The organism is Methylophaga thiooxydans DMS010, assembly GCF_000156355.1.
GTDB classification, from domain to species: Bacteria; Pseudomonadota; Gammaproteobacteria; order Nitrosococcales; family Methylophagaceae; genus Methylophaga; species Methylophaga thiooxydans.
Window position 1 is genome coordinate 137,087 of the sequence record NZ_GG657895.1, and the last position, 12,909, is coordinate 149,995.

Consider the following 12,909-nt stretch of genomic DNA (forward strand, 5'->3'; position numbering starts at 1 on the left):
ATGGCTATTTCTTTTGATACGATTCCTGAAAAATTACGTCTACCGTTTACAGCCATTGAGTTCAGTAATCGGTTGGCAGGTAATGCCAATATTGATTTTAAAATGCTGGTTATCGGTCAGCGACTGTCAACCGGCACGATTCCAGCGGGGCAAGCAGTTCGTGCCAATAGCCCTGAAGAATTGGAAGCGTATTTTGGTCGAGGCTCTATGTTGGCTGAAATGGGCAAGGCACAAATCAATGCCGATCAGTTTACTGAAAAGTGGTTCTTGGCTTTAGATGATGCATCAGGCGGTGAACAAGCAACCGGGTCAATCACCGTTACTGGCCCGGCCACGCGAGGAGGCACAGTCTTTCTTTACATCGCAGGCTATCGCTTACTCATTGGTGTTGACGCTGCTGACACGGATGAAGATATTGCCAGCGCTATCGTTGCAGCCATTACGGCAGAGACGACCTTACCGGTAACAGCCGAAGTTAATGGTGCAGAGTCGACTGAGGTCGATATCACTTGTAAGTGGAAAGGTGAAACCGGCAACGATATTGATATGCGACTCAATTTCTACGATGAAGCCTTGCCTGATGGTGTCGGCCTCACCTTTGTGGCCATGTCTGGCGGTACCGGTAATCCTGATCTTACTGATGTGTTCACTGCTATTGGTGATGAATGGTACAACTGGCTTGCAGTGCCTTATACCGATACAGCCAACTTAGTGGTGCTAGAAGCCGAAGCAGAAAGTCGCTGGGGGCCAATGCGTGCCATCGGCTTTCGGGCATTTACTGCGTTTAAAGGCACCCACTCAGAAACCGGGACTTTTGGCAGTGGACGAAATGGCCCACACGTCACCTGCATGGGTACCAATGACTCACCGACTCCGCCTTATCTATGGGCTGGCGTCAATTGTGTTGTCGCTGCCGCTTCCTTGCAAATTGACCCGGCACGTCAGCTAAGAACGCTGGCATTGCCTGGTATTAAGCCACCGAAAAAAGAACTGCGTTGGGATGGTACCGAGCGTAATCAGCTGCTGTTCGATGGTATTGCTACTTACAGTGTTGATCGTGGTGGATTGGTACGAATTGAACGTCAAATCAGTATGTATCAAACCAATGCGTCCGGCTTTGCTGATGACAGTTATCTCAACATCAACACGGCAGAAACATTAGAACGCATCCGCTTTGAGCAACGGGCAATGGTGTCTCAAAAATTCCCGCGTCACAAGCTGGCGGATGATGATTTTGATATTCCAGCCGGTCAGGCGGTGGTGACGCCTAATGCCATGGAAGATGAGTTTTTAGCCTTGTATACCGTCTTTATGGATCGCGGCTGGTGCCAGGATTATGAAGGTTATAAAGCCACAATCATCGCTGAAATTCATGATGACGATCCAGACCGTCTGGATATGTATGACTCACCAAAACTCATCAATAACCTACGTGTCACGGCTGTGCACACTGAATATCGTCGTTAAATTTAGGAGTAAGCAATGAGCGAACAAGTCACAGGAAAAGTAAAAGTCAGAATTGACGGCGGTGTTATTGAGTCAGAAAACGAAGCCACGTTAGATCCGGGTGGTGTTTCAAGAGAACCGTCGAGCCATGGTGGCAAAACCTATTTCACCGAATCAGATTCACCACCGAACCTGAAGTTTAAAATCCTGCTCACGTCAACGGTTGACGTGACAGAGGTGAATAAGTGGAAAAACAAAACCGTCACGTTTATCACTGATACCGGCCAACGTTATTTAATGCGTAACGCCTTCACTGTGAATGTGATTGAGCATGGCATGACCAGTGCGGATGTCGAGATGTCAGGCGATATGGCGGAGAAGGTATAAACGCATGGCCACGATAACAATTTCACTCGAACACGGCGTCAAAATGGGCGATAAAACCCACACTACAGTCTTGCTGCGAGAGTTAACCCCTGGAGACATCATTGATGCGGGGCTAGCGTCTGAACGTGTCACGGCATCAGATGATGGCTATGTGTTTGCTGTCAGTCCGACATTGATGGGGCTTCATACCTTGGCGAAGCAGATTGAATCTATTGGTGATTATGACGGCATTGTTGATATTGATGACCTGCGTAAATTTCACCGTGAAGATTTTGAGCTGCTTCAGTTTCATGCAGAACGATTAGACCAGGCAGTGCTGGAGTCTGTCATGCAGCGGGGGAAGCATGATGCGTCTGGCGGAGAACCTGAACTGGCAGACGATTAAGTTCAGCCAGTACAGCCAGACGCCTCTTAACTACACATTAAATAGACCTTTAAGACTCTTTTATACGCAGCTAATGAAACGATGAGCCAAAACGACTTAACAACCAGCATCAACATCAACGCCGGAGGTAACTTCGGCCGCCAGATGCGTGTTAATGAAGACCGTTGGAAACGCTTTAGCAAAACAGGCCAACGTCAAATGGGCGTGTTGCGTAGAAGTGTCAGCAGCTTTGGTAACGGGCTTGATAAGTTAGGCAATCGTTACACCGCACTATTGACCGGTGCCGCTGGTGCCGGAACAGCCAAGTTTTTAGTCTCGCTTGAGCGTCGCTTCACTCGGCTAGGCATTCAAGCCAATATCGGTGCTGAAGCAATCGATGAACTGAAAAAGAAAATCTATGAAACGGCACAATCACCCGACATCAGAGTTGACCCAAGTCAAATCACCAGCGCGATTGAATCTATTGTCGAGAAAACCGGTGACCTGGACTTTGCTGAAGCCAATATCCGCAACATTGGTTTAGCCATCCAGGCAACCGGTGCAGAAGGCACATCGATTGGTGAAGTGCTAGGTGAGTTCCAGAAAATGGGCATCGTCTTGGAAAAAGACGTGCTTACGGCACTCGACACACTCAATGTGCAAGGTAAAGAAGGCGCGTTCACCTTGCAAAATATTGCGGCATTAGGCCCTCGTGTTGTCACCGCTTACACCTCGATGGGGCGGCAAGGTATTCCTGCTATTCGTGAGATGGGTGCGGCATTGCAGGTTATCCGTCAGGGTACCGGCTCATCAGAGATGGCAGCGACGGCTTTTGAAGCCTTAATGCGGACACTGAGTGATGCTAAGAAAATAGACATGCTCAAAAGCGGCGGCATCAAAATATTTGATGCTGAAGCTTTAAGTCGTGGCGAAGAAGTGTTGCGACCAATCAATGAAATCATGGTCGACATTATCAAAAAAACACAAGGCAAAAAAACACTGTTAAGCACCGTGTTTGATGCAGAAGCCATGCGTGCATTCAATTCTTCCACTGCCGAGTTCCAGCGCACTGGTGGGCTGGAAAGCTTAGATAAATTCATGAATGTCCACGCTGATGGCACCACCACATTAGAAGACTCGACCAGAGCAGCAAATGATGCCGCAGGCGCTATGCGAAACCTCTACACTGCCTGGCAACAATTTGCTGACTCAAACCTGACTACCTACATTCAATCATTGGCGGACACGATCAATGACATTGATAAAGAAACACTGGATATGCTCATCAAAGGTGCAGCAGGTCTGGTTGCAGTCGGTGGCACAGCTATCCTAGCGAGGAAACTCTATAAAGGTGGCAAGGGTATCTCCGACTTTGTTAAAGGCAGCAAAGCTAAATCCGCCATGGGTGGTGCACTAGGCGGGATGGATGGGGTAACGCCTGTTTATGTTGTCAATATGCGCGGCGGCATGGATCCAACGGGTATGGATCCAAAAAAGAAACCAAAAGTAAAAAAACCTAATCGTAGGCAAATGCTTAGAGCAGCGCCAAATATGAAAACAATAGCAGCGATGGGTGCCGGAGCGATGGGTACTGCTGGTTTAGCAGTTGGCGCTGCTGGTTTGGCAGGTTACGGAGCCGGTAAGGTTATTTATGATAATGCATTAGAAGGCACTGAGTTTGCTGACGCATTAGGCCGTTCGATTGCTAAAGCCTTGGCTTTGTTTGGTAATGATAATGCTCAGGCCGCATTAAGTGCGGAAAAACGCAGCCAACTGCAAATTGAAGTCACCGATAAGCGTGTCCAGGTCAAAAATATCCAAAGCGATGACATGGATATTAATGTCGATACTGGCCCTACAGTGGGGAATCTGTAATGGCCGAACAAGTATTGACATGGCGCGAGCAACTTCAACAATCCTCATTCCGTGGCGTTGAGTTTTATGTTGATGACCATACGCTCGAATTTGGTCGCCGTGTCCAGTTGCATGATTATCCCTTTAAAGATGATGCCTATGCCGAAGACTTAGGCGGCAAAGATGCTGTGTACTCCTTTCCTGCTTTTGTAGTGGGTGAAGATTACAGGCAGCAGCGTGACAAACTGATTGAGGCTTTAAACAAAAAAGGCTCTGGCACCTTAGTTCATCGTTACCTCGGACGTGTCCGTGTGCAGGCTGGCCCCAGCAGTTTGCGTGAAACCAATAAAGAAGGTGGTATTGCCCGATTTACTCTGACTTTTTACAAAGCTGAGTCACGCGCCAAGCCAACATCAAAAGTTGACACGCAACAACGCGTCAATGCAGCGGCCAAAAACGCACAAGCTGTAGTGAAGCAACAATTTACATCGGCATACAGCGTTACCGGCTTTCCAGGTTGGGTGAAAGAACAGGCGAAAACCGTCTTATCCGATATCGAGTCACGCTTTTCCGGATTAGGTGTTATCGATGCCACCATTGCCGATTTTGTTGGTTTGCCCGATGCCTTAGCGGGGCAGGTGATTGGCAGTGTCGGCAGTCTTTCTGCCATGACTCAGTTTCGTAAACTGTTCAGCTTTGGTAGCGAATCAGCCGCCGTGCCAACCACCACGCCAAGTCGTGTTCAGCAAGCCTCAAATCAGCAGGCAATCATTAACCTGGTACAACAATCATCACAAATTGAAGCGGCCAGAGTGGCTAGTACCCGTGATTATGACTCGGCTCAAGATGCGATTGCCGCACGTGATGAACTGTCTGAGGTATTAGATGAGCAAATGCAAGCGGCAGACGATGAGACCTATATCGCACTGCAAGATTTACGGGCTTCCATGGTTCAAGACCTGACAGAACGTGCCGCCAACCTCAAGCAAGTTCGTCGCTATACACCACAAGCGACATTGCCCTCATTAGTGATTGCGCATCAGCTCTACCAAGACGCTGATCGTGCAACCGATATCGTCTCTCGCAATAACATCGGTCACCCCGGATTTGTACCCGGTGGTCAGACTTTGGAGGTGTTGGATGCATGATGTCGCCTTGAAAGTGAATGGTCTGGACTGGTATGGCTGGGAAGAGGTTCGGATCAATCGTTCAATTGTTCAAATTGCGAATGAGTTTAATCTCAAGCTGACTGATAAATGGTCTGAAAACAGCGCGCCACGCCCTATTAACGATGGCGATTCCTGCAAGGTGACGATTGATGATCACACGGTCATCACTGGCTATATTGATGAAGTTGATCATAGCTATGATGACAGCACTAATGGCATTCAAGTAGCAGGGCGTGATGCAACCGGTGACCTGGTTGATTGTAGCGCGCCATCGTTTCAGTGGGCTGGTCGTAACCAATTAGAGGGTGCGTCAGTACTCTGTGAGCCATACGGTATTCCGGTGTCCTCAACGGTTGATACCAGCAAACCGTTTGCCACAATGAAATCAGATGAAGGTGAAAGCACCTTTGAAGTGCTCGATACCGTCGCTAAAATCAGAGCAGTACTGCTAGTGTCTGATGGTTTGGGTGGCCTAAAAATCACACGTTCCGGAACCCGACGCCTGAAAGGCAGTTTAGAAACCGGTGTCAACATTAAAGCCGGTAGTCGTAAACGCTCATCACGCGAACGCTTTAGTCACTACACGGTTAAAGGCCAAACCAGCAGTGCCTGGATAGATACGGTATCGGTGTCAGCTACCGTGGCAGATAAAGCCGTTACTCGTCATCGACCTAAAATTATTCTAGCTGAAGATGCCTTAGATGCCGCTGGCTGCAAAGCCAGAGCCACATGGCATAGAAATATTTCTGCAGCGAAAGCTCAGACATTTAATTACACGATGCTGAGCTGGTATTTAGACGATGAATTGATCGAACCCAATTGCCTTATCGCAGTGAAAGACCACTACCTGAATGTCAATCGTGACCTATTGATCGTAGGCATCACCTATATAGTTGATGATAAAGGGCTGCGCGCTGAGCTGATCCTTGGTTTGCCTGAAGCGTTTGAACTACAAGCCCTGCCAGAGCCAAACGATGAAGGCGGTGTCTGGTAATGCGTCGCTTACAGAAATTACTGTCACCATTAAAACGTGGCCTGCAACAAATGCTACGTGTCGGTGCCTTGCTTAAAGTCAATGACGCACCACCGATTCAAATGGTGCAGATCGAAACCTTATCTGGTGAGGTGATTGAGGTGCCTCGCATTCAAGATTACGGCATAACATCCGTGCCACTACCCGGAGCAAAAGGTGTCGTCGCGGCTATTGGCGGTAAAACCAATGGCTATGTTTGCATCAAGATGGATGATAAGCGCTATCGTCAAGTCAGTCTCAAGCCGGGCGAAGTTGCACTCTACGATAGTCAAGGACAACTCGTTCACCTCAAGCAGGGTGGCCTGATGGAGTTGATTGCCAACACACAAATCACGGCCAAAGTGCCGGTTTTTCGTATCGAAGGCCAACTGAACGTCACCGGCGACATTATCGATCACGTCGATAGCGATGGTCTGACCATGGCGAGCATGCGTTCTACTTATAACGGCCACAATCATAATGGCGATAGTGGCGGCACCACCAGTAACCCTAATCAGAGTATGACACCATGATGGATTTTGTTATCAAAATGGTGAATAAAAATGGTCGTCCACGCTTTGTGCTGGAAACCGATCCATTAAAAATTACCTACGTCGCGATACTGGAAACAGCCGTCATCGTGGCGCTTTTCACTGACAGACAAGCCGACTCAGATGACGTCATCCCCGATGGCACCAATGATAAACGTGGCTGGTGGGGCGATGCCTTGGCGTCTGTTTCTGGTGACTTGATCGGCTCACGGCTTTGGTTGTTACAACGTGAAAAGCAAACCGAGCCTGTGCGAAAAGCCGCTGAAGACTATGCCGATGAAGCCTTGCAGCATCTCATTGATGATGAAGTGGTTGATTCCGTGCAAGTCACAGCCAGTTACCCACGCGCTGAATGGTTAGCCTTAGATATCGACATCGAAACAGCAGACGGCCAGCTTTTAAATTTCAATTATGCCTGGGAGGCTTTCAATGGCGTTTAAACGTCCTTCATTGGCAGAATTACATGCCCGTTTAACGGCGAATATTGATAGCAGAACCGATGGTCAGCCACGTCTGCGCCGTTCACCGTTTAATATCTTTGCCACGGTCATGGCGGGTGGCATGCATGAGATGTATGGCTATCAAGCCTATAAAGCGAAGCAGTTATTGCCTGATAGCGCCGATGAAGCGCACTTTGGTCGTCTCGCATCAATTGAAGGCACCGAGCGAAACCCATTCGAATACGCGATCGGCCAATGTGAAGTCACCGGCACCAATGGCGCTGTTATCGAAGCCGGTAAAACTCTAAAACGTGCTGATGCGGTTGAATACACAGTCGATGATGAAGTCACTATTGTCGGTGGTGAAGCCGTTATTTCAGTCACAGCCGTTTTGCCAGGCGCTGAAGCCAATGCCATCGCTGGCGTTGCCTTAACCTTTGTCGATACCCTTGCCGGTATTAATGGCCAAGCCATCGTTGACGCAGACGGTATTAACAATGGTACCGACATCGAGCAGCTTGAAAGTTGGCGTCAACGTCATATCGAAAACATCCAGCAACCGGCTCAAGGTGGCGCGGCACATGACTACATTAGATGGTCAAAACAAGTGCCAGGTGTTACCCGTGCATGGCAATATCCGGGTGAGATGGGTGAAGGCACTGTCACCGTTCGTTTCGTGAGAGATAACGATGACAGCATCATCCCTGATGCGACTGAAGTGGAAGCGGTGTATGACTATATTTTTGAACAGCACCCTGTTACAGCCGGGATCTATGTTGTTGCCCCCATCCCTGTCGCTTTAGATTTAACTATCGCGTTGACACCGAATACCACGGTTGTCAAAGCAGCCGTTGAATCCGAAATAGCCGACTTACTTTCGCGAGAAGCGATTCCAGAAGATGGTAATGGCAAAGGCACTATCAAAGTCAGCCATATCCGAGAAGCGATTAGTATCGCTGCTGGTGAGACCGATCATGTTTTAGTTAGCCCGACAGAAGACGTCACGCTAACGCTAGGCCAAATTCTCGTGCCAGGTGATATCACATGGCAATAAAAACCCAGCAATACCTCACTATGCTGATGGCCTTAATGCCTCGCGGCCTGCTTTGGGACGATCTGCAACACGATCCTGACTTTATCGGCTTGTTCGAATCAACCGCTGAAGAGCTTGCCATCCTTCACGCCCGTGAAGATGACCTGTTAGACGAAGCAGACCCGCGTACCACCTATGAAATGCTTAATGAGTGGGAAGCCGCTTACGCGCTGCCCGATCCGTGCGTAGATGACGTGCAAACCCTTCAGCAGCGACTGGCTAGCCTATACGCCAAAGTGACCAATAAAGGGGGGCAAAGCATCCCGTATTTTATAGCCATTGCAGAATCGATTGGCTATCAAGTCACTATCACCGAGTTTTCGCGCTGGACAGTCGCAGACCGAGTCAATAAACCGCTTTATGGGCAGTCTTGGCAGTTTGCATGGCAGGTCAATGCGCCTGAAGAAACGATTAGCTATTGGAGAGTGAATGGCCGCGTCGATGAGCCATTAGCATCATGGGGCAATAAGCGCCTCGAATGCACACTCCATAGATTAAAACCCGATCACACCACACTCATTTTTTCCTACGGAGGATAATAATGGAACCACGTAATTATGAAGCGGATGCTTCAGCATCACCTCCTGATGCCCCAGCAGTACCGTCAGTTGGTTATCCAACAAATGGTGATCCTACATCCGGTACACCAGCGACATGGCCCGGCGCGCATTGGTTCTACAAAATGGGCGAGTCACTACGCAACGTCATCACTAATGCAGGCCTCACACCTGATGATGGTGATTTAAACCTGCTGCAGAAAGCCATCGTCAAGCTGGTCTCAGCCACCAACCACGTTGTACGGCTGGAAGATGTCACCTTTGGTCCATCAGTAGCCGATGGCGATGCCGTGTACTGGGACACTGCCAACAGCCGCTATGACCGTGCCATTGCCGACGGTACCGACAAACAGAAGATGGTCGGCTTTGCGGATGTCACCAACAGCCTGGTCGAAGCGTTTGGTCGTTCGGCGCTGTTCTCCGGCCTGACGGTGGGTGACAAGTATTATCTGTCTGGCAGTACGGAGGGGGAAATTACTGCAACTGCGCCATCCGAAAAGGTGGTCGTCGGTCTGGCTAAATCAGCCACCGTGATGTTTGTTGATATTGACCCGATTGCCGGTACGCCTATTCAGGATCAGACGACATGGAATACGGGAACCGATACGACTGAGAGTATTATCAGCCCCGACAAGCTTGATGCCAAAATCAAAACGATGGCTATTGGCGAGGGGCAGGTCTGGCAAGACGTTTTTGTCAGTCGTTCAGAGGGTGTTACTTATACAAACACTACTGGTAGATCTATTCAACTGGCGATAGTTCTAAGCGCTGGCAGTGGGCCTCGTAATTTCCTTGTTGACGGTGAAGTTATCTGCACTATCGCAGGTGATTCTGATGAACAATACGTTAATTTGATTATTCCGAACGGTAGCACATATCAAGCCGGAGCTGGAGTTCTTTCGGGATTTGATGTTTGGTGGGAGCTTAGATAATGAAATATTTTAAAGACGAAAATAATAATGTCTTTGCATTTGAATCCGATGGCTCACAAGATCATTTAATTAAGTCTGGCATGACTGAAATTGATGAGTCAGAAATTCAATCTGTCATAGATTCAAAACTAATAATCGATGATCGGCTTGCTAATAAGCATTCTGAGATTGTTCAGAAATTCAAACTAGCCATGGCTCCAGTCACGAGTCTTTATACGGCTGAAGAAATTGCTAGCTTCCCAACGCAAGAGCCAGAAGCAATAGCTTGGCAGTCGGACAATGCCGCGCCGACGCCACTGATTGACTTCATTGTTGCAGAGAGAGCCAGCGTTGATAAAGCAACCCTAGTCGGACGAATCATTAGCAATGCGTCCAATTATAAAAGTGTGGCTGGCCCAGCTATTGGAAAAAAGCAGGACTATGAAGACTTGCTCTATGCACTTCAAACACAGCACGAAGATGAGCAGCAGCCGGATGTGATTCAAGCTGATATTGACGCGATTGTTGTGGATTACAGCTAATGCCTAAGCAATCAAAAATATCCTGGTCAGACCTGACACCGGAACAAAAAATCAGTTTTGGAAATGGCTGTGGCCCTGACTGGCTACCCGAACCAGTTGCTAAGCTGTTATTTGGCTGGTTCTTCGAGGCGAGTTGCCGTCATCACGATTTTAACTACCAACGTGGTGGTGGTGATAAGGATCGTCTCTCAGCTGACCGAGGCTTTTTTAAAGCCATGCTGCGAGATGTCAAGCGGCTGCATTGGTCATTACAATTGCCAGCAGCTATAGAAGCTGTTGGGTTCTATGGTCTGGTTCGCTTCTTTGGCCGTTTTCATTTTGAAGATGGCCAATACAAATCGCTAGACCAAATACTGAAGTAAAGGAAGAGACAGCGACTCGGCAGTGCGCCAACACTGCCGAGCCGTCAACCCACAGGCACATACCCTGTGAGCCAACCAAGGCCATCCCGCCGCGTCGACGCAGCCGGGCCAGCCTAGCACAAACAGATAGAGGCTCACATGAAAGAAGTTAGATGTGGTGGCTGCAGCCGGTTACTGGCTAAAGCTGAATACGTACAAATCGAAATCAAGTGTCCGCGATGTAAGACACTCAACAACCTGAAGGCCATTGAGCCTCTTAATCCAGCACCAGCGAGTGCCAGACCAATAGAGGAAAAACATGGCCAAACCAATTATCCCGTGGATGGGCGGTAAAACCCGACTCGCAAAAGACATCCTGCCCCTGTTTCCGGAACATCAATGCTACGTCGAAGTCTTTGCTGGTGGCGCAGCGCTCTTTTACAAAAAGGAACCATCCAAAGTCGAAGTGCTTAATGACATCAATGGTGAGCTGACCAACCTTTACCGGGTTGTTCAGCACCACCTTGAAGAATTCGTCCGGCAGTTCAAGTGGGCCTTATCCAGCAGACAACTGTTTGAATGGGAAAAAGCCAAAACACCCGAAACGCTCACCGATATCCAGCGTGCAGCCAGGTTCTACTATCTGCAAAAGCTTGCCTTCGGTGGCAAGGTCGACGGCCAGAGCTATGGCACCGCCACTACCAGTCCGCCACGGCTCAATCTACTCCGCATCGAGGAGGATCTGAGCGCCGCTCACCTTCGCCTGGCCAGAACCAACGTCGAGAACCTAGACTGGCAGCGCTGCATTCAGAAATATGATCGACCAGGCACACTGTTCTATCTGGATCCACCGTACTATGAAACCGCAGGTTACGGTCAAGACTTTGGTTTAGAACAATACGAAACCATGGCAGAACTGGCCCAAACTATCCAAGGCAAAATGCTCATCAGCATCAACGACCACGACACTATTAAAAAGGTCTTTAAAGGCCTCTCAAATAAGCCTTTAAATATCAATTACACGGTAGGTGGAAATCACAATAAAAAAGCATCCCGTGAGCTGCTAATATGGAATTGGTGATAATTAACAAATGGAGTCACATTCTTAAGCGATGATTACACTAAATACCGAGAAAGGCTTAATCCGTGTTGATTCATGGGGAGATATTCAAGACTTAGCTGGTTTTGAGGAAAACCTCGATCCATCAGACCATAAATTAAAGGAGATTCTAGGTAATTATACTTTTACTGAAAAAATTCGTTGTGGTTTATCAACTTGTCATTCGCCTCATAACAAAGGCTATATTGTCTCAACTGAAGATGGCTATACCACTAACATCGGCCAGTTATGTGGTGCCAGTTACTTCGGTGTTGAATTCAACACTCTATCGAAACGCTTCGACCGTTTTGTTACTGAATCTGAAAACCGTGCCACATTAAGAGAGTTTGATATTGATTCTGTTCAACAACAGGTTTCGGAACTAAAGGCTCAGGAAAAAGGTGCCAATTGGGCTAATTCTAAACTTAGCCCGTTTAAACAGAATAAATTTCCTACCATATCTAAAGCCTTGTCTAGCATGATCAAGACACGGAGTAATCAACTTATAATTACCGTGAAAGCTACTGTGCAAGAGGTTGAAGCTATTGAGGCTGCTCAAAATGTAACCCTTGAAAGGCCTCATTATGTTGAACGTCCTGTTGCTGAAATTGCTGGCTTAGAGGCTTTGTATGATGAGAACGACATCAGAGAGTTGGTGGTTATTCAGCTTGAAAGCAATCTCAATCAATTGAGAGATGCCGATATAAATCAGCTCAGTTATCAAGATTTAGAGAAATGGGCGAAGTGGGTTAGAGAGGTTGACTCTTTAGTCAGTAAAGCCACACAAATCATTCTCTTTGCCAGAGTGTTTCTCACTAGAGAGAACTTAAAACCACTTGATCGTTTAGGTGGCAGTTATGATGAATCTTCTGCATTTACTTCTTATATAAAGCAGCTTAAATAGATCATTAATTACCTATAGTTAGTTTGGAGTTTGTTATGTCTGGTTTTGTTTCTGTTGAGGTCGAAGGGAAGCTCTATGAGTCTGAGTACCATGAAGTTGGTGGTGTGGTTCGGGTTTATGGTGATCTAGGTGACCCTCATAAGCCAGAGGTCGAGTTCACCACTCTTGGAGGTATGAAGCCAGACCAAGTCGCTAGGATTTTGCTGAGACGTTTGGTTAAGCGAGGAGTAGTTTCGCCA

17 protein-coding genes are annotated in these 12,909 nt (G+C 47.9%); all 17 read left to right on the forward strand.

Annotated elements, in window-relative coordinates; translation table 11 throughout:
- Window positions 1–1,467, forward strand: coding sequence for a phage tail sheath subtilisin-like domain-containing protein (locus MDMS009_RS06270; protein WP_008290164.1), 1,467 nt, complete (start codon window positions 1–3; stop codon window positions 1,465–1,467).
- A 15-nt stretch (window positions 1,468–1,482) separates the two neighbouring features.
- On the forward strand, window positions 1,483–1,833 hold the full coding sequence (locus tag MDMS009_RS06275; protein WP_008290154.1) for a phage tail tube protein: 351 nt from the start codon (window positions 1,483–1,485) through the stop codon (window positions 1,831–1,833).
- A gap of 4 nt (window positions 1,834–1,837) precedes the next feature.
- Window positions 1,838–2,218 carry a phage tail assembly protein gene (locus MDMS009_RS06280; protein WP_043887794.1) on the forward strand — a complete coding sequence of 127 codons (381 nt, stop codon included), beginning with the start codon at window positions 1,838–1,840 and terminating at the stop codon, window positions 2,216–2,218.
- Window positions 2,219–2,299: 81 nt separating this feature from the next.
- On the forward strand, window positions 2,300–4,072 hold the full coding sequence (locus tag MDMS009_RS06285) for a phage tail tape measure protein (RefSeq protein WP_008290161.1): 1,773 nt from the start codon (window positions 2,300–2,302) through the stop codon (window positions 4,070–4,072).
- Window positions 4,072–5,199, forward strand: coding sequence for a DNA circularization protein (locus MDMS009_RS06290; protein WP_008290153.1), 1,128 nt, complete (start codon window positions 4,072–4,074; stop codon window positions 5,197–5,199). The genes MDMS009_RS06285 and MDMS009_RS06290 overlap by 1 nt, the downstream gene beginning before the upstream one ends.
- A complete protein-coding gene (locus tag MDMS009_RS06295; protein WP_008290121.1) occupies window positions 5,192–6,214 on the forward strand; it encodes a phage baseplate assembly protein in 1,023 nt (340 codons plus the stop codon). The genes MDMS009_RS06290 and MDMS009_RS06295 overlap by 8 nt, the downstream gene beginning before the upstream one ends.
- Entirely contained in the window at window positions 6,214–6,765 is a 552-nt protein-coding gene (locus MDMS009_RS06300; protein WP_008290167.1) for a phage baseplate assembly protein V, read from the forward strand. The genes MDMS009_RS06295 and MDMS009_RS06300 overlap by 1 nt, the downstream gene beginning before the upstream one ends.
- Window positions 6,762–7,223: a phage GP46 family protein gene (locus tag MDMS009_RS06305; RefSeq protein WP_008290120.1), complete on the forward strand. Its 462-nt coding sequence runs from the start codon at window positions 6,762–6,764 to the stop codon at window positions 7,221–7,223. The genes MDMS009_RS06300 and MDMS009_RS06305 overlap by 4 nt, the downstream gene beginning before the upstream one ends.
- Window positions 7,213–8,277, forward strand: a complete 1,065-nt coding sequence (locus MDMS009_RS06310; RefSeq protein ID WP_008290140.1) for a baseplate J/gp47 family protein — start codon at window positions 7,213–7,215, stop codon at window positions 8,275–8,277. The genes MDMS009_RS06305 and MDMS009_RS06310 overlap by 11 nt, the downstream gene beginning before the upstream one ends.
- Window positions 8,268–8,855: a YmfQ family protein gene (locus tag MDMS009_RS06315; protein WP_008290129.1), complete on the forward strand. Its 588-nt coding sequence runs from the start codon at window positions 8,268–8,270 to the stop codon at window positions 8,853–8,855. The genes MDMS009_RS06310 and MDMS009_RS06315 overlap by 10 nt, the downstream gene beginning before the upstream one ends.
- Before the next feature lie 2 nt (window positions 8,856–8,857).
- Window positions 8,858–9,805: a hypothetical protein gene (locus MDMS009_RS15795; protein ID WP_008290149.1), complete on the forward strand. Its 948-nt coding sequence runs from the start codon at window positions 8,858–8,860 to the stop codon at window positions 9,803–9,805.
- On the forward strand, window positions 9,805–10,326 hold the full coding sequence (locus MDMS009_RS06325; RefSeq protein WP_008290664.1) for a hypothetical protein: 522 nt from the start codon (window positions 9,805–9,807) through the stop codon (window positions 10,324–10,326). The genes MDMS009_RS15795 and MDMS009_RS06325 overlap by 1 nt, the downstream gene beginning before the upstream one ends.
- Window positions 10,326–10,688, forward strand: coding sequence for a hypothetical protein (locus MDMS009_RS06330; RefSeq protein ID WP_008290144.1), 363 nt, complete (start codon window positions 10,326–10,328; stop codon window positions 10,686–10,688). Before MDMS009_RS06325 ends, MDMS009_RS06330 begins: the two co-directional genes overlap by 1 nt.
- A 138-nt stretch (window positions 10,689–10,826) precedes the next feature.
- Window positions 10,827–11,021 carry a Com family DNA-binding transcriptional regulator gene (locus tag MDMS009_RS16720; protein WP_081443579.1) on the forward strand — a complete coding sequence of 65 codons (195 nt, stop codon included), beginning with the start codon at window positions 10,827–10,829 and terminating at the stop codon, window positions 11,019–11,021.
- On the forward strand, window positions 10,987–11,748 hold the full coding sequence (locus tag MDMS009_RS06335) for a DNA adenine methylase (RefSeq protein WP_008290345.1): 762 nt from the start codon (window positions 10,987–10,989) through the stop codon (window positions 11,746–11,748). The genes MDMS009_RS16720 and MDMS009_RS06335 overlap by 35 nt, the downstream gene beginning before the upstream one ends.
- Window positions 11,749–11,779: 31 nt before the next feature.
- A complete protein-coding gene (locus MDMS009_RS06340) occupies window positions 11,780–12,670 on the forward strand; it encodes a hypothetical protein (protein ID WP_008290170.1) in 891 nt (296 codons plus the stop codon).
- A 35-nt stretch (window positions 12,671–12,705) separates the two neighbouring features.
- The coding region (locus tag MDMS009_RS06345; RefSeq protein WP_008290359.1) for a hypothetical protein at window positions 12,706–12,909 on the forward strand (204 nt) is incomplete at its 3' end.

Excerpts from the sequence above, each read along its gene's own strand:
- MDMS009_RS06270 (WP_008290164.1), top strand. The coding sequence starts at position 1 with ATGGCTATTTCTTTTGATACGATTCCTGAAAAATTACGTCTACCGTTT.
- MDMS009_RS06275 (WP_008290154.1), top strand. The coding sequence starts at position 1,483 with ATGAGCGAACAAGTCACAGGAAAAGTAAAAGTCAGAATTGACGGCGGT.
- MDMS009_RS06280 (WP_043887794.1), top strand. The coding sequence starts at position 1,838 with ATGGCCACGATAACAATTTCACTCGAACACGGCGTCAAAATGGGCGAT.
- MDMS009_RS06285 (WP_008290161.1), top strand. The coding sequence starts at position 2,300 with ATGAGCCAAAACGACTTAACAACCAGCATCAACATCAACGCCGGAGGT.
- MDMS009_RS06290 (WP_008290153.1), top strand. The coding sequence starts at position 4,072 with ATGGCCGAACAAGTATTGACATGGCGCGAGCAACTTCAACAATCCTCA.
- MDMS009_RS06295 (WP_008290121.1), top strand. The coding sequence starts at position 5,192 with ATGCATGATGTCGCCTTGAAAGTGAATGGTCTGGACTGGTATGGCTGG.
- MDMS009_RS06300 (WP_008290167.1), top strand. The coding sequence starts at position 6,214 with ATGCGTCGCTTACAGAAATTACTGTCACCATTAAAACGTGGCCTGCAA.
- MDMS009_RS06305 (WP_008290120.1), top strand. The coding sequence starts at position 6,762 with ATGATGGATTTTGTTATCAAAATGGTGAATAAAAATGGTCGTCCACGC.
- MDMS009_RS06310 (WP_008290140.1), top strand. The coding sequence starts at position 7,213 with ATGGCGTTTAAACGTCCTTCATTGGCAGAATTACATGCCCGTTTAACG.
- MDMS009_RS06315 (WP_008290129.1), top strand. The coding sequence starts at position 8,268 with ATGGCAATAAAAACCCAGCAATACCTCACTATGCTGATGGCCTTAATG.
- MDMS009_RS15795 (WP_008290149.1), top strand. The coding sequence starts at position 8,858 with ATGGAACCACGTAATTATGAAGCGGATGCTTCAGCATCACCTCCTGAT.
- MDMS009_RS06325 (WP_008290664.1), top strand. The coding sequence starts at position 9,805 with ATGAAATATTTTAAAGACGAAAATAATAATGTCTTTGCATTTGAATCC.
- MDMS009_RS06330 (WP_008290144.1), top strand. The coding sequence starts at position 10,326 with ATGCCTAAGCAATCAAAAATATCCTGGTCAGACCTGACACCGGAACAA.
- MDMS009_RS16720 (WP_081443579.1), top strand. The coding sequence starts at position 10,827 with ATGAAAGAAGTTAGATGTGGTGGCTGCAGCCGGTTACTGGCTAAAGCT.
- MDMS009_RS06335 (WP_008290345.1), top strand. The coding sequence starts at position 10,987 with ATGGCCAAACCAATTATCCCGTGGATGGGCGGTAAAACCCGACTCGCA.
- MDMS009_RS06340 (WP_008290170.1), top strand. The coding sequence starts at position 11,780 with ATGATTACACTAAATACCGAGAAAGGCTTAATCCGTGTTGATTCATGG.